Origin of the sequence: Mesorhizobium opportunistum WSM2075 (assembly GCF_000176035.2) — a bacterium.
Classification (GTDB): Bacteria; Pseudomonadota; Alphaproteobacteria; order Rhizobiales; family Rhizobiaceae; genus Mesorhizobium; species Mesorhizobium opportunistum.
This window is the reverse complement of record NC_015675.1, coordinates 879,537-894,821: the sequence shown is the minus strand read 5'-3', so window position 1 is coordinate 894,821 and position 15,285 is coordinate 879,537. Positions and strand designations below refer to the sequence as shown.

15 protein-coding genes are annotated in these 15,285 nt (G+C 63.8%); 8 read left to right on the top strand and 7 right to left on the bottom strand.

Features of this window, described 5'->3' with window-relative positions; all coding sequences use genetic code 11:
• Positions 1 to 437: 437 nt before the first annotated feature.
• A complete protein-coding gene (locus MESOP_RS04185) occupies positions 438 to 1,364 on the top strand; it encodes an ABC transporter ATP-binding protein (protein ID WP_013892078.1) in 927 nt (308 codons plus the stop codon).
• Positions 1,361 to 2,122 (top strand): ABC transporter permease, encoded by a 762-nt coding sequence (locus MESOP_RS04180; protein ID WP_013892077.1) that lies wholly within the window; start codon positions 1,361 to 1,363, stop codon positions 2,120 to 2,122. Before MESOP_RS04185 ends, MESOP_RS04180 begins: the two co-directional genes overlap by 4 nt.
• Positions 2,123 to 2,457: 335 nt before the next feature.
• On the opposite strand, the gene MESOP_RS04175 is transcribed toward MESOP_RS04180, so the two are convergent.
• The gene (locus tag MESOP_RS04175) at positions 2,458 to 3,495 is read right to left on the bottom strand and encodes a phosphatidylglycerol lysyltransferase domain-containing protein (RefSeq protein ID WP_013892076.1); all 1,038 of its coding nucleotides are present in this window, start codon (positions 3,493 to 3,495) and stop codon (positions 2,458 to 2,460) included.
• A 408-nt stretch (positions 3,496 to 3,903) separates the two neighbouring features.
• On the opposite strand from MESOP_RS04175, the gene MESOP_RS04170 reads away from it, so the two are divergent.
• From MESOP_RS04170 to MESOP_RS04160, 3 genes are all read left to right on the top strand, one after another.
• Positions 3,904 to 5,091, top strand: a complete 1,188-nt coding sequence (locus tag MESOP_RS04170; protein ID WP_013892075.1) for a flavin-containing monooxygenase — start codon at positions 3,904 to 3,906, stop codon at positions 5,089 to 5,091.
• 112 nt (positions 5,092 to 5,203) lie between these two features.
• Positions 5,204 to 5,689: a MarR family winged helix-turn-helix transcriptional regulator gene (locus MESOP_RS04165; protein ID WP_013892074.1), complete on the top strand. Its 486-nt coding sequence runs from the start codon at positions 5,204 to 5,206 to the stop codon at positions 5,687 to 5,689.
• Positions 5,686 to 6,366, top strand: a complete 681-nt coding sequence (locus MESOP_RS04160) for a GNAT family N-acetyltransferase (RefSeq protein WP_013892073.1) — start codon at positions 5,686 to 5,688, stop codon at positions 6,364 to 6,366. Before MESOP_RS04165 ends, MESOP_RS04160 begins: the two co-directional genes overlap by 4 nt.
• Positions 6,367 to 6,449: 83 nt before the next feature.
• Here MESOP_RS04160 and MESOP_RS04155 read toward each other — a convergent pair whose 3' ends face one another.
• Both MESOP_RS04155 and MESOP_RS04150 read right to left on the bottom strand, forming a co-directional pair.
• A complete protein-coding gene (locus MESOP_RS04155) occupies positions 6,450 to 6,674 on the bottom strand; it encodes a hypothetical protein (protein ID WP_013892072.1) in 225 nt (74 codons plus the stop codon).
• 131 nt (positions 6,675 to 6,805) lie between these two features.
• Positions 6,806 to 8,809, bottom strand: coding sequence for a PhoX family protein (locus MESOP_RS04150; RefSeq protein ID WP_013892071.1), 2,004 nt, complete (start codon positions 8,807 to 8,809; stop codon positions 6,806 to 6,808).
• 460 nt (positions 8,810 to 9,269) lie between these two features.
• On the opposite strand from MESOP_RS04150, the gene MESOP_RS34610 reads away from it, so the two are divergent.
• A complete protein-coding gene (locus MESOP_RS34610) occupies positions 9,270 to 9,791 on the top strand; it encodes a hypothetical protein (RefSeq protein ID WP_013892070.1) in 522 nt (173 codons plus the stop codon).
• Between the two features lie 134 nt (positions 9,792 to 9,925).
• On the opposite strand, the gene MESOP_RS04140 is transcribed toward MESOP_RS34610, so the two are convergent.
• The gene (locus MESOP_RS04140; protein WP_013892069.1) at positions 9,926 to 10,588 is read right to left on the bottom strand and encodes a response regulator; all 663 of its coding nucleotides are present in this window, start codon (positions 10,586 to 10,588) and stop codon (positions 9,926 to 9,928) included.
• On the bottom strand, positions 10,585 to 11,979 hold the full coding sequence (locus tag MESOP_RS04135) for a sensor histidine kinase (protein ID WP_013892068.1): 1,395 nt from the start codon (positions 11,977 to 11,979) through the stop codon (positions 10,585 to 10,587). Before MESOP_RS04135 ends, MESOP_RS04140 begins: the two co-directional genes overlap by 4 nt.
• 171 nt (positions 11,980 to 12,150) lie before the next feature.
• Between MESOP_RS04135 and MESOP_RS04130 the strand changes: the two genes are divergently transcribed.
• Together MESOP_RS04130 and MESOP_RS04125 are read left to right on the top strand one after the other, a co-directional pair.
• Positions 12,151 to 12,489 carry a hypothetical protein gene (locus MESOP_RS04130; protein WP_013892067.1) on the top strand — a complete coding sequence of 113 codons (339 nt, stop codon included), beginning with the start codon at positions 12,151 to 12,153 and terminating at the stop codon, positions 12,487 to 12,489.
• A 29-nt stretch (positions 12,490 to 12,518) separates the two neighbouring features.
• Positions 12,519 to 13,220 (top strand): phosphatase PAP2 family protein, encoded by a 702-nt coding sequence (locus MESOP_RS04125; RefSeq protein ID WP_013892066.1) that lies wholly within the window; start codon positions 12,519 to 12,521, stop codon positions 13,218 to 13,220.
• Between the two features lie 367 nt (positions 13,221 to 13,587).
• Here the strand turns inward: MESOP_RS04125 and MESOP_RS04120 are convergent, their stop codons facing one another.
• Positions 13,588 to 14,193, bottom strand: a complete 606-nt coding sequence (locus MESOP_RS04120) for a DNA-3-methyladenine glycosylase (protein WP_013892064.1) — start codon at positions 14,191 to 14,193, stop codon at positions 13,588 to 13,590.
• A gap of 140 nt (positions 14,194 to 14,333) precedes the next feature.
• Positions 14,334 to 14,930, bottom strand: coding sequence for an SMP-30/gluconolactonase/LRE family protein (locus tag MESOP_RS04115; RefSeq protein WP_245265049.1), 597 nt, complete (start codon positions 14,928 to 14,930; stop codon positions 14,334 to 14,336).
• Positions 14,931 to 15,285 lie beyond the last annotated feature (355 nt).

Below are 15,285 nucleotides of genomic sequence, written 5' to 3'. Positions count from 1 at the left end.
GCCCCGCCAATATGACGCATGCGGCTCTACGCCATCGTTTCCGGTACCTCGCCAGGCGCGTGCGCGAACTTGCGCATCTTCAGACTGATCACGGCTTCGCGCACACGCCGATCGGCGGCGCTTGGCAAGCTGGCGGCTGACGGCAAATTCTACGTCAAGAACAGCCAGCGAGTGTTGGACCGGAAGCTCCTTTCGCACGAACAGGCACTGTCCAGCCGCATCCACTGCTGGCTCGCCCGGGCCGGCACTGTCTTGCTAATGCATGCCGCCCCAAAACGATCTCGGTTTGGGAGAACGACGTGCAGAAAAACACAGGTCATGGCCGATGCGACGGCGCGTCTTTGTCCAGAACTGTCAGCAGCGCCATTGACTTCCGGTTGCACGCAACGACATTCGGCCTATATCAGGGAACCTCTTTCAAGCAGCCTTTTTCACCCATGCCCTCCATCCTGTCCATTTCCGGGGTCTCCAAGACCTACGCCACCGGCTTCGCGGCGCTCAAGGAAGTCAATCTCGACATCCAGCGCGGCGAGATCTTCGCGCTGCTCGGCCCCAATGGCGCCGGCAAGACGACGCTGATCTCGATCGTCTGCGGCATCGTCAACCGCTCGACCGGCACGGTCACCGTCGACGGCCACGACATCGGCAAGGACTACCGCGCCGCACGCAGCCTGATCGGCCTTGTGCCGCAGGAACTGACCATCGACGCCTTCGAGAGCGTCTGGGCGACGGTCAATTACAGCCGCGGCCTGTTCGGCAAGCCGGCAAACCACGCCTTTGTCGAGAAGGTGCTGCGGGACCTGTCGCTGTGGGACAAGAAGGACGCCAAGGCGATCACGCTCTCGGGCGGCATGAAGCGGCGATTGATGATCGCCAAGGCGCTGTCGCATGAGCCGCGCATCCTGTTCCTCGACGAGCCGACTGCCGGCGTCGATGTCGAATTGCGCCAGGACATGTGGGCGATGGTGCGCCGCCTGCGCGAGGACGGCGTCACCATCATCCTCACCACCCACTACATCGAGGAGGCCGAGGCGATGGCCGACCGCGTCGGCGTCATCAACCGCGGCGAGATCATCCTGGTCGAAAACAAGGCCGAACTGATGCGCAAGCTCGGCCGCAAGCGGCTGGTGATGGAGCTGCGCAATCCGCTGACGACGATCCCGGAAGCCTTCTCGCACTATGCGCTGGAGCTGTCGCCGGATGGCGGGCAACTGACCTACACCTATGACAACCAGGCCGAGCGGCCGGGCGTCGCCTCGCTGATCCGCGATCTAGAGGCCGGCGGCATCCAGTTCCGCGACATCGACACGCAAAACTCTTCGCTCGAGGAGATCTTCGTCAATCTGGTGAGGAGGGAGCCATGAACCTCCGGGCTGTATGGGCGATCTACCGGATGGAAATGGCACGTGCTTTTCGCACCGTGCTGCAGAGCATCGTCTCGCCGGTCATCTCGACATCGCTCTATTTCGTCGTCTTCGGCTCGGCCATCGGTTCGCGCATCACCGAGATCGACGGCATCAGCTACGGCGCCTTCATCGTGCCGGGGCTGATCATGCTGTCGCTTCTGACGCAGTCTATCTCCAACGCCTCCTTCGCCATCTACTTTCCCAAATTCGTCGGCTCGATCTACGAGCTTCTGTCGGCGCCGGTCTCCTATCTGGAGATCGTCATCGCCTATGTTGGCGGCGCGGCCACCAAATCGATCATCCTCGGCCTGATCATCCTGGCCACCGCCTCGTTGTTCGTGCCGCTGCACATCGAACACCCGTTCTGGATGCTCGCCTTCCTGATCCTGACGGCGGTGACCTTCAGCCTGTTCGGCTTCATCATCGGCATCTGGGCTAAAAGTTTCGAGCAGCTGCAGCTGGTGCCGCTGCTGATCGTCACCCCGCTGACCTTCCTCGGCGGCAGCTTCTATTCGATCCACATGCTGCCCGGCATCTGGAAGACGATCACGCTGTTCAACCCGGTGGTGTATCTGATCAGCGGGTTCCGCTGGAGTTTTTACGGCAAGGCCGACGTCTCGGTCGGCGTCAGCCTCGGCATGACGCTGGTGTTCCTGGCCGTCTGCATAGCGATCGTCGCCTGGATCTTCCGGACGGGTTATCGGCTGAGGAATTGAGGCGGCTGGTGTTTGGCGATAGCGTGCATGGCGGCCTGGCGAATGCATTGTCTTATGCTGCGCTGGTCGACCCCCACTCCGTCTCGGCTTCGCCGAGCCACCTCTCCCCCGATCGACGGGGGAGAGGAAGGACGCCAAGCTTTTTGCTGTCAACGCTCGTCCAGCGAAGCTCCCTTCCTTTCCCTCCGGAGGGGGGAAAGGTGGCGCTGCGAAGCAGCGACGGATTGGGGAACCACGTGGCAATCAAGCCTCGGGCCGATCAGTCACGCCAATCACAGAAAATGTTTGCATAGCGTAGACCGAAGTGAGGGCGAGGAACCCAAGCCCTGTAGAGTTCAAATGGCCTTGACCAGCCGTAGCAGCCCCAGCATCTCGATATAGGTCCCTTCGCGGAAGGCGACATAGACCGGCTCTTCGACGCCATGGAAACGGCGCTTGAAGGCCGCCTGGCCCTGCAGGTTGAACCTGCGGCGGTTGACCCATGGCGACGAATAGGCGCGCTGGAAGGTGTTGCGCCAGAAATCGCTTTCGGCAAACCCGCTCGGGATCACGTCGACAAGCGGCGACAGGCCAAGCGTGACCACTGAGATGCCTTCCTCGCGAAAACGGTCGACCGCGAATTTGGTCAGGCCGATCTCGGCGTGCGGCGAGGCATCGATATGCTTGCGCTTGAAGGCTGTGGTGTAGCCGATGATCTTGCCGTCGCGACATATCGGATCGAAATCGAGCAACGCAATAAGGTCGCCGTCCGGGCCATGCAGGACGAAGCGGCGCATGTCGGTGCCGAGCTGATCGTAAAACGGACGGTTGAGGAACCCCATTTCCCAGCGCTTGACGATGCGGTCGCCGCGCCAATTGTCGGAGAGCCGCTGTATCTCGTCGAGATGGATCGTGCGTTTGTCCTCGTCGAACGAAAAGCCCTTTTTTAAAAGCCAGCGTTCGGAATAGCGCACGGTCTCATTGCGCTTGCCGGAAAAATCATGTTCGGGCAGGACAAGGCGAGTGTCGATGCCCAGCCGGTTGACCTTGTAGCCGAGCCCGGCCAGCACGCGTGCGGTCTCTTCGCCGATCTGCACGAACCACGGGTCGCCGGCGGTCTCGACGAAGCGCCTGATGTAGTCGGGCCGCCGGGCCGGCGCCGCCACCGGGTCGCCAAGCGCGAAATGATGCTTCATCTTGGTGCCGAAGGCGATGTAGCCGTCGGCGTCGCCAAAATAGGAGAGCTTCGCTTGCACGGCGGTGGAATAGGCGAGCGAGAAATCGCCGTAGCGGCGCACGATCGCCAGGCGTTCGACATGCGTCAGTTCCTGGCGCTCGACCTTGGGCGAGGCGCCCTCGAGGATTTTGTCGAAATAGATCCGCAAGGAGGGCATGGTCGAGATTTCCGCGTGCCGTCTGTGGCGCGACGTGTCTGTCGACACGCAGGACGCGCCACGGCGCCTTGTTTTTTCGCGGGAAGCCGAAATCGGTTGCCGGTTTCGAATTCCTGCGTCGGTAACGGGATCCGCCCCCGGACCTCGAATCAATCACATTGCCGCGACCTGATTATCGCCGATGCCGCCGATATGCCATATAGGGCGCGATGTATTGGGACAGAAGCCGGCAATCGGCTCCGGCCGGCGTGGCGGTGGAATGCTCCGGAGCGCAGCCGCAGCTTGGCGCGGGCCTCGAAAATCGCTGCCGATCCGCTGTATCGGGGGATCCTGCCCGCGATCAGACGGTTACAGCGCCCTGCGAGCGTTGCGGGGATGCTATAGTGGTTGAATGGGACCGAAGAATGAATGGCTGATACGACAACCAGACAGATGATGGAACAGGTGGCGGCGGTCGAGCCGGCAATCGTCATTGGCGCCGGCGCCGCCGGACTGGCTGTCGCACAGGCTTTGATGAAGGCCGGCGTGCCGACGTCGATCCTGGAAAAGGAAAGCCGGCTGGCCGAGCCCTGGCATCGGCGGCACCGGCAGCTGCGTCTCAACACCCACCGCGATCTCTCGACGCTGCCCGGCCTTGCCTATCCCACGGGTACACCCGCCTTTCCGCCAAGGGAGGTCGTCATCCGCCACATGAACGATTTCAGGGAGACGAACCGCCTGCCGGTGGAGTTTGGCGTTGCCGTCGAGACCATCGTCTTCAGGGGCGATCATTGGGCCATACGCACCAGCGCCGGCTCGCGCCTGGCGCGTCATGTCGTCGTCGCCACCGGCCGCGACAGGCAGCCCTTCACGCCGCAGTGGAAGGGCATGCAGGCCTTCGCGGGCCGGATCGTCCATTCGGCGGATTTTGGCGACGCGACGACCTATGCCGGCAAGAAGGTGCTGGTCGTCGGCGCCGGCAATTCGGGCTTCGACGCGCTCAATCATCTGGCCGACGTGGATACGTCCGCGATCTGGCTGTCGGCCCGCAACGGCCCCGCCCTTCTGCCCAAGCGGATCGGCAAGATTGCCGTGCACCGGCTTTCGCCGCTCATGGCGCGCTTGCCGACCCGCATTGCCGATGCGGTGATCGCGGCGACACAGCGCCTGGTTTTCGGGGACCTCACCAAATTCGGCATGCCGCCCGCGCCGTCGGGCGGCGTCAGCCGCCTGACCTCGGACTACACCGCGATCGCCGCCGATGACGGCGCCGTCGACGCCATCAAATCGGGCAAGATCGTCGTGGTGCCGGCGATACGGGAGTTCACCCGCGACGGCGTGATCCTCGCCAATGGCAGCCTGGTCCATCCCGACATCGTCATTGCCGCGACGGGCTACCGCACCGGGCTGGAGAGCATGGTCGGCAATCTCGGCGTGCTCGACAACAAGGGCGTTCCGCTCTTCAACGGCGGCGAGGCCGATCCGAAACTGCCGGGCCTCTGGTTCACCGGCATGCGGCCGAGCATTCGCGGCTGTTTCGCCAATGCCGCCATACTGGCCAAGGCGATCACCAGGCGAATTGCCGGCTCCTTCCCCGCATCCGCCGCGTCGGGCTGACTAAGGTCGAGGCGACGGAAAACACCGGGTATTCGTCAGCCCGCCATCGCCTTGACCTATTCGCTTGCCTTGTTATATAACATGTTATGATTATGCATCGAACAGGTTGATCATGGAAGATGTTCTGCAATCCCTTGGATATCTCTGCCTGGGCAGCCGGCTGAAGCGCATAGGCGAGCAATTGCAGGCCGATGCGCAGCGCGTGCTCGATGGCCTGGAGGTTCCGCTTCAGTCGAGTCAGTACCCGTTGCTGGCCGCGCTCGACAGGCTGGGGCCATTGGCTGTCGGCGAACTGGCGCAGTCGCTCGGGCTCACGCAGCCCGGCGTGACGCGAAGCGTGTCGCTTCTGGCCGAGTTGGGCCTGGTCGAAGCCACCCAGTCGGACGGCGACCAGCGGCGCAAGATGGTCTCGCTGACCAGGAAGGGCCAGCGCCTGGTCGACGTTGCGAAGCAGGACGTCTGGCCGCGCATCGAGCGCGCCGTCGCGGATCTGTGCCGGGATCTTTCGGGGCCGCTTCTCGATCAACTCGCCGCCATCGAGGACGGCCTGGCCATGGCCCCGCTCGATCGACGCGTGAAAAAAGGCGCAGCGCAATGAAACATGTTCTCGACCGGCCCGTCTGGAGCGCACTGGAGACGCGGCATCGGGCTTTCGCGCAAGGCGGCAAGCTCGCCAGGCGCTACCAGCCGTCGATCGCCCTCTTCGCCGCCACCGCAGCGGACGATGCCGAAAGCCTGCAGTCATTGGCGGACCTTGTCGATTCAAGCGAAAGCGTGATCATGCTACAGGCCGACGCGATTGTCCTTCCGACCGGTCTCTCGGCAACACTGTCGGCAACCGCCGTTCAGATGCTTGCCGACGCGCCGGTGCAGGCCGTGTCTGATGAGCGCGTGCAGCGCCTGACGCACGATGATGTGGCCGAGATGCTGGCACTGGCCACGCTCACCAAGCCCGGCCCGTTCACGTCAGGGGCGCTGAGCCTCGGCGACTTCTGGGGCGTGAAGGTTGAGGGCAGGCTGGTGGCGATGGCCGGCGAGCGCATGAAGCAGCCTGGCTATAGCGAACTCAGCGGCGTGTGTTCGCATCCGGAATTTCGCGGCGCCGGCCTCGGCCGGCTGTTGTCCGTGTTCGTCGCGAATCAGATTTTAGCCCGCGGCGAAATCCCTTATCTTCACGCATATGCCACCAACACAGGCGCGATAAAGCTGTACGAATCCATCGGCTTCAGACTTAGAAGCACGATCAATGTGGCTGTCGCTCAGCGTGCCAGATAGAGCGACCCCAGGAAAATGTGAAACGGCATTCCGCCAGGAACCGGCCACCCCAAAAAGCCCGAGCAGTTCCTTGCCCCTGGCGTTCACGCCGATTTCGATTCCAGCCGCCGGAAACCGACGGCTTCCATCAGCATGTCCTCGTCGACCATGCCGGCATTGTGGAGCGCAAGCAGGGTGAGAGCCAACTCGCGCGCCTCGGTGGATTCGGGACGCGCTTCGCGCCGTCGGCAGGCCTCGTCGAACACGCGTTGCAGCCTGGCGATATCATCGGGTTTGAGCAGGCCACGGTCATAAACGGACTTAGGCATGGCGGTCTCCTGAAGGAAGAGTTAGGGCGCCATTCCTAAATTGCCAATCTTTCCCGAGGCTTGAACGGTTCAGGCCGGATGGGCCCCGGATCGCCGAGGCCTATCCCGCAATTACAAACCGGCGCCTGATATCAGACAGCGATCTTGCCGCCACCCTGTTTCGTAATCGCGACAACCGCCGGCCGTACCGGCATGTCCGGTTTGAAATCCGGCCAGCGGGTCGACAGATCCTCATAATAGGATGGGCGACCGAACGCTTCCCAGTCCTCGCCGCCGTCGCCCGGATGCTGGACGGCGACGAAGGCGGTCTGGTCGTCGGGCGCAAACAGCGGGCCGCACATTTCGGCGCCGATCGGCACGCGGAAGAACAATTTCGAGGTCGCCCGCGCCGATCCCTCCGTGTCGACCGCCCACAGGCCGTCGGTGCGGCCGGTGGCCTTCGGCCCCTGGCCGTCGGTGGCGACCCACAGGCGCCCGGCCGAATCGATCGCGCAATTGTCGGGCATGCCGAACCAGCCATTGGCCGTCGTCGCCGTCGAGAAGGTGGCGCCGACATCGGCCACCGAGGGATCGCCGCATTTCAGCAGCACTTCCCACCTGCCTTTGGCAGCGGCAAAATCGCCGCCCTCTTCCGATATTTCGATGATGTGGCCGAAGGCATTTTCGGCGCGCGGGTTGGCGGCGTCGACCTGGTCGGCCTTGCGCTTGGAATTGTTGGTCAGCATGACATAGACCTTGCCGTTGACGGCATTGGGCTGGATGTCCTCCGGGCGGTCCATCTTGGTGGCGCCGAGCAGGTCGGCGGCGCGGCGCGTTTCGATCAGCACGTCGGCCTGGCCGGCGAAGCCGTTTTCGGCCGTCAGCGGCCCCTGGCCGAAGACGATCGGCAGCCATTCCACCGAACCGTCCTCGGCGAACTTGGCGACATGCAGCGTGCCGTCGTCCAGCAGGTCCTTGTTGGCGGCGCGGTCATTGGCATTGAAGGTGCCCTTGGTGACGAACTTGTAGACATAGTCGAAGCGCTCGTCGTCGCCGAGATAGAAGACGACGCGGCCATCCCTGGCGACGATCGATTCGGCGCCCTCGTGCTTGAAGCGGCCCATGGCCGTGCGCTTCCTTGGCGTCGAAGTCGGATCGTTGACGTCGACCTCGACGATCCAGCCGAAGCGGTTGGCCTCGTTAGGCTCCTTGGCCAGGTTGAAGCGGTCGTAATGCGCGCCCCATTCGTAAGCGCCTTCAGGGATGCCGAGGCGCTTGTAGTTGGCGGCCTCCTTGTGGCCCTCCGGCAGTTCACCGGAGAAATAGCCGTGGATGTTCTCCTCGGACATCACATAGGTGCCCCAGGGCGTGACGCCGCCCGCGCAGTTGTTGATGGTGCCGATGACCTTGGTGCCCGATGGATCGGCATTGGTCTTGACGCGGTCATGGCCGGCGACCGGGCCCGACAGGGTCATTTCGGTGTTCGAGGTGATGCGGCGGTTGAGCTTGCCGTCGCGCACCACTTGCCATTTTCCCGAGACCTTGCGGATCTCGACGATGGTGCCGCCATGCGCGGCCATCTCGACATCGACTTGCTCCTTGCTGAGCGGCGCCACTTCGGCCGCCTTCTTGCCGTCCTTGTCGACGATCTTGACGATGCCGGGGAACATCAGATGCGGATTGGTGTATTCGTGGTTGACCACCAGCAGGCCATGCTCGGCGGAACCGTCGATCGGGATATAGCCGACATAGTCGTTGTTGTAGCCGAACTGCCTCGCCTGGGCTTCGGCCGACTGTTTGGCCGGATCGAACTCCGGCGAATCGGCAAACAGCGGATCGCCCCAGCGCAACAGCACGTCGGCGTCATAGCCCGGCGCGACATGGTGCTTGTCGTCGATGCCGGCCTCGAGTTCGTCGAATTTGAAGGCGGAGCCGTCCGCGGCACGGGCTTCGTCGGCGCTGACAAGTGCCAGCGGGCTGACGGTGGCGGCAATCGCCGAGACGGCGAGCGATCCCTTCAGGAAACCCCGGCGCGAAAACCGCGCGGCGATGATCTCGCCCATGGTGCGGTTGTCGGTGGGATTGATGGCCGGTCCGTCGTTTTCCTCGAGCAGGCTGGTGCGGAATTTGGCGTCGGGGGCGCGGTGTTCGGTCATTGGGGCCTCTGGCTTTGGAGTGGCTGGAGCTTGTGTCTTTCGACCCCTTACAGTCGGCCGGTCACATTTTCGTGACACGGCAAGTCGCTTTTAACGACATTCCACGAAGGCCGGCAAGGCGGCCGTGTCCGCATCTGCCGGGGAGCCGCGAAATGGGTTCTTGAACCGGCCAGGCAAGGGGGTCCTCTCCGTCACCGCCGCCACTCCCGCTCGAGGTGACCTTCAGGCTCGACGGCTGTTGTCTCCCCGTCGGCGGTGATGCGCGGCGCGGCCGCTCCATTGCCCGCGAGGCGGGTTCTCAGGCATGCGATATGGGACTTTAGTCCAAGCTTGCGCTTGCAAAGGTCTTGGGTGACAAACGCAACGGTCGGAGGTCGCTTCCGGTCACCACGTCTTTCGGCGATGTTGGTTGCACTGCAACGTTGGGATGGGCACGCCGGCTCAATCGACGGAGATCAGGATGTACGGATCGATCACGGCCCGTTGCCGACGGCTGACGCTCGGATCGGCGGCTTTCCTGGCGCTGACTCTTGCCCCCTATCAGATTGCCTTTCACGGCTCCGCCTTTGGAATCGACGCCGCCAGCGCACAGGCCGCCAGCGGTGGCCATGGCGGCGGTAATGGCGGTGGCAACGGCGGTGGTAATGGCGGTGGCAACGGCGGCGGTAGTGGCGGCGGCAACGGTGGTGGCAATAGCGGCGGCAACAGCGGCAATGGCAACAGCGGGAACGGCAACGGCAATAGCGGCGGCAATTCCGGAAAAGGCGGCGCCGCCTCCGGCAAGGGCCAGAGCGGCAGCCATGTCAACGCCGCGACCGGCGACAAGGTCGACATCAATGGCAGCACGATCACGGTCGAGCACCCGGACGGCTTGACGGAAAAGATCGAGAACGGCCGTTTCAGAATGCAGGATGCGCTCGACCGAACGATCGTCGACCGCCCGGCCACGCCGGCCGATGTCAAACGTCTTAAGGCTTTGTGAATCCGGGCCTTGTGAAGCTGGTCAACAGGCAACGGCCGGCTTCGCATGTCACCTCCGCCGCCCCCGGCGGAGGTGACCTCGTTTTTATCGATCCTCGCGCGGTTTCCCCCATGGCGCCGGCATAGCGATGGCGTCTATGCGCGGTTCCGGTCGCGGTCACGAAACTCACGCATCATCAGGGCCGCCTCGGTGCGGTTTCGCGCGTTGAGTTTCGACAGCACTCCGGTCATATGGTGCTTGACGGTCTTCTCCTGCAGATCCAGCCGCAGGGCAACTTCCTTGTTGCTGAGCCCCTCCGCCACCAGCCGCAGGATCTCGCTCTGCCGCTCCGTGAGTTGCCGCAGCCGGTCCGCCATGCCGTCGGCAGGCTGCTGGGACTGGAGATCGGAAAGCAGCCGCGCCGACAGCATCGGCGAAAGATAGCTCTCGCCTGCCACCACGTTGCGCAGGATGTCGGCGAGCGCACGCGATCCGACACCTTTGAGGACATAGCCGTGTACCCCGGCATTCAGGGCCTTGGTCACGTCGGCATTGGCCTCCGAAACCGTCAGCATGACGATCTTCTGGGCGGGATGGTTGGCAAGGATGCCTGCAACCGCGGTCAGGCCGCCGCCCGGCATGGAGATGTCGAGCAGCAGAATGTCGGGCCGCGCCGTCGACGCGATGCGTTCGGCGTCCTGCGCGGTCGCGCCTTCGCCGACCATCTCGAAGCCGCCGATCTCCGACAGGCTGCGCGTCACGCCTTCACGAAAGAGCGGGTGATCGTCGATGATGGCGATACGAATGGCTTCGGTCATGCTTGCTCCTCAACCGATAAACTGATCACCAAGCGCGTGCCTTGCGGTCCGGTCAAGGCTTCGAACTGGCCGCCAATGCTTTCGACCCGCTCCCTGAGGCCGGCGAGCCCCAATCCCTCGACCCGTGCCGCCGGGTCGAAGCCTGGTCCGCCGTCCGATACTTCGACGAAGAGCCGGCCGCCTTTCATTCCGGCAGCCACCGCCTGATCCTTGCCGCGGCCGTGGCGATAGGCATTGTTCAGCCCTTCCTGTACGAAACGATAGATGCTGATCTTCTCCGAAGCGCCGGGTTCGGGCAACTGTCCTGGCAGCGTGAGCGCCACCGACGTTCCGGTTCGGCGCTCGTGCTCTTTGACGGCCAGCCGCAATATTTCCGTTGCCGCGGCCGTCTCTATCTGCGGCAGGACAAGGCCGTTGCAGATGCCGCGTATCTCTCGCATCGCATCCTCGAGCGTCTTGCGGATCATCGCCACCTCGGTCGCGCGGTTCCCCTCCCAATGGTCATCGCCGGTAAACACCGGGCTGTCCATGCGTAGCGCCGCCAGGGCCACGAGTTGGGCCGGCCCGTCATGCAGGTCGGCGCCGATACGGCGCAAATATCTTTCATTGAGCGCGGTGGCGCGGCGGGACGCCCGCTGTACGCGCTGCCGCAAGGCGCTGTTTTGCGTCACCAGGTCCTGCAGCTCCGACACCTGGCGGCGCAGCGCTCCGCGCTGGTCGTCGATGGTGCGGCTGCCGCGCAGCACGATGCCCGACAGGAGCAGGAATGCCGTCAAGGTGGTGCCGGCCACGATCAGCCAGCTCGACAGCAGGGCGGAGGCCAGCGTGGCTTTGAAATCGGTGGCGATTTCGTAGAATTCGGTGACCGCCACCACATCGCCGGACCAGGGTTCGCGCACGGGATTGTAGATCTCCAGCAACGGCTCACCCGAAGCCCGCTCCTTCTCTTCGTTGTCGTCATACGTGTCGAACTGGGCAGCGACGTTGCCCTGGAAGGCGGAACGCAGGTGGTCGTTCAGATCGAAGCGGCGGCCGATCAGGGAGGAGTCTTTCGAATAGAGCACGGTGCCGTCGCGGCGCCACAGCCTGAACGAGACCAGGCGCTTGCCGAGCGCGCCCTGTCCGAGCGTTTCGTCGAGCGCCTGCTTGACGGATTCGCTGAGTTCCTCGCTTTTGCGCAGGTCGGGCAGCAGCGGCGCGATCACGCTGTCCACATAAAGCGCCGTCGTGGCGGCCGAATTGCGGGTGACGCCGTCCCGGATCTGCGTCGTCACCCAGGCACCCACCAGCAGCATGACGACCAGAAGGCCAAAACCACCGGCAACGAGGAATTGCACAGCGAGCGAAAGCTCGCTCCAGCGCCGCGCCAAGTTCTGAAAGATGCGTATCATGAGCCCCTGACCGCCCTTCGATCGATAGGCTGGGCGGCGTCGATACATTGAGCCTCTGTCTTGCCGTTGCCAAGACCTTCGTTTGAACGAGGTCGCTTGACGTCCCGGCGCGCTTCGGAAACAAGGGCCGCGGCACAGGCGGCGGCAGCCGCTTCGAGGAGGGACGGGACGTTGAGTTTTTCGGGATTGCTGCAGCTTGGCTTTTCGACGGTCATCTTCCTTTTGGCGGCGACCGCGGCCAAGCAATGGGGATTGGCGCCGAGCCTGGGCAAGATCCTTTTGACGCTCGCGCTCTACTCGCTGGGCAATCTGATCATGCTGCGGCTGATCCGCGAATTCGGCATGTCGGTGTCGTTCAGCCTCTCGGCGGTCATCCAGCTGGTCTCGGTCAACGTCGTGGCGCTGGTGTTCTTCGGCGAGCGCGTCAACGCGCTGCAGGCGACCGGCATCCTGCTGGCGATCGCCGCGGTGGCGCTGATCACGCTCGGGCCCTATCTGCAAGGACGATGACCCGAGATGACGGCTGCGATACCGATCCGATGAAAGACACCGCCACCACCTTGCTCAACCGGATCGAATTCCCGGTCCTGCTGGCCGGCCTGGTCATCGCCGGCGGGCTATGGGGCTTCGTGGAACTGATGGAACTGGCGCGGACAACCGAGCCGCATGGCTTCGACACCGAGATCCTGCTTGCCTTCCGCCAGGCGGGGCAGCCCGGCGTGCCGCTCGGCCCGCCATGGCTGGAAGGGGCGATGCGCGACATCACCAGCCTCGGCAGCACCAGCGTGCTGGTGCTGATCACGGCGGCGACGATCGTCTATCTGCTGTTGATCCGCAGGCCGGGAACCGCACTTCTCATCTTCGTCGCCGTGGCCGGCGGCCAGCTTCTGTCGAGCCTGTTGAAAGTTGGCGTCGACCGGCCCCGGCCCGAACTCGTTTCGCATCTGGTCAACGAGACGTCGCTCTCTTTCCCGAGCGGCCATGCGATGCTGTCGGCGGTGACCTACCTCACGCTCGGTTCGCTGGCGGCGCGCTTCCTGCATGGCCGGGCGACCAAGATCTACGTTCTGTCGCTCGCCGTGCTGACGGCGGTTCTGGTCGGCGTCAGCCGCATCTATCTCGGCGTACACTGGCCGTCGGATGTGCTGGCGGGCTGGTGCGCGGGCTTCGCCTGGGCGATGCTGTGCTGGTTGGCGGCGCGGCTTCTGCAGCGGCGCAAGGTGGTGAGCGACGATGCCTGATGGGGCGCCTGGTGCCCCTCAGGCCCGTCGTCAGATCAATCTATTGATCAGGTGCCCGCAGCCCGTCAGCATGAAAATTGTCGACAGCAGGCATGCCGACGTCGTCAAGGTCCTGAAAATTTTCAACTGCGTTGCCCCCTAGCCCCGATAGAAACACCCTATCCTGCAATTCCCGGGACGTACCAGAAAAATGAACACGGGATCTGGCCGAGGATCGCTGCCCATGGGCCTGGCCGGTATCGACCAGAAGACACGCGCCGAGCGCGCCGGCGTTTTGCTTCCGACCATCCGCGACGCGCCGAGCGCAATTGGCGGGGAAGTCTCTTCGCGTCCGGCTTCCATCAGGAAGAGGAGGGCCGCCGCGTCCTTAACGGTTGAGCGACCTTGGACCGCTGACGAATGGGCTGCCCCTGACATAAAAGCGCAGCGGCCGGTCCGCGTCCTTCGAAATGCCGATCCTGATGCCCTGCCCGATTTCGCCGTGTGGGTGATTATCGCTTGCGAGCCATAGCGGGCCCTTCCGGCAAAGATCGAGCCCGTCGAGCGAACGATCGATCCGCAACGCCATCGCCAGCCGTCCCGGTCCGCGCGCCAAATCGCGCAGGCGCTCGACACTGCGGTTCCGCCGCATGATCGCGATGCCTTCGAGCGGCTCGAGAGCCCTGATCAGAACGCCGGTGCCGGTGCCCTCCATCCCGCTCGAGACGTTCAGCATGTATGAGACGCCATAGGCGAGATAGACATAGGCGTGCCCCGGCTCGAGGAACAGCGAACGGTTGCGCGAGGTCATGCCCCGGTAGCCGTGCCCGGCGGCATCGCCGACGACATACGCCTCGGTCTCGACGATGCGGCCGCTGGCCATGCCTTCGGGCAAGTCGCGCACCACCAGCTTGCCGATAAGATAACGGGCGAGAGCGGCTGTATCGTCAGGCAATTCCGAACGGGCGATCGGGCGGTAGGAGGTCATCGTCATGGCGGCCGGGTTCTCAGGGGTCCATCCATGCCAAACCTCCCTGACCGTTGTTGTCGATGGACCGTCCTACCACGGCCCACCTCACGGCTGTTAGCGATGGTCGCCCGGGATGGCGCGGGATAGCCCCGAAGCGCCGGTTCTCAATCGAGCTTCAATGCCACCACCTCGCCTTCGTTCATCAGCGGCACATAGAGGATCGACTTGCCGTCGGTGCCGATGTCGGCGCTGCCCGGCTTGAAATGCGCCACTGCTTCCGGCGCACTGCCGGCCCTGTACCGGTAGAGCGTGCCGGTCATGTAGGCGGTGGCATAGATGGTGTCGCCGATGGCGACGACGCCGTCGAGGTCGGCGAATTTCTGCGCGCCGGGCAGCGGCGAGACCACCTTGCTGGCGAGGTCGACGGCCAGCAGCCCACCGGGTTCCGTTGTGCTGAAGTCGGGTTTGATGCCCTTGCCCCAGGAGGCCACGATCAGCCGGTCGCCATCGGCGAAGACGCCATTGGGCGAAGCCAGCATCGGATCCCCAGCGAACAGCTCGGGCCTGTCGCCGCCGATGCGGTAGATCGTGTCGGCCAGCATGTCGGTGACATAGACCTTGCCGGCCTTGTCCGATGTCATGTCGTTGAGGAAGACGGCATTCGGCACGGTGATGCTGGCGACCAGCCTGCCGCTGGCGAGGTCGACGACGCGGATTTTTGTGATGTCGGCGACATAGAGCTTGCCGCCCGATATCGCCATGCCCTTGGCGCGTCCATGCCGTCGGTCCAGTGCTGGGTCACCGTCTTGCCGTCCGGGGACAGCACACTGAGATAGCCGTTGCCGTCGGCATCGCCGGGATTACCGACGATGTTGGAAACGATGATGCGGTTGTTGGCGGCGTCGAACAGCGCCGATTCCGGCTGTTCGAGCCCCTTGGCGCGCCAGAGCTCGCCGGCCTGGGCGACCGGTGTGGCGGCGATGCCGATGGTGGCGGCAAAGGCGGAGAAGATAAGGCGGGCGGAAATGATGAGGCGGTTCATGGCTGGTCTCCTGTGATGATGGCGGACAGCTATGATTTTCGATACTTCTCGGGAAGCCTGAATGCTGTTAGTAT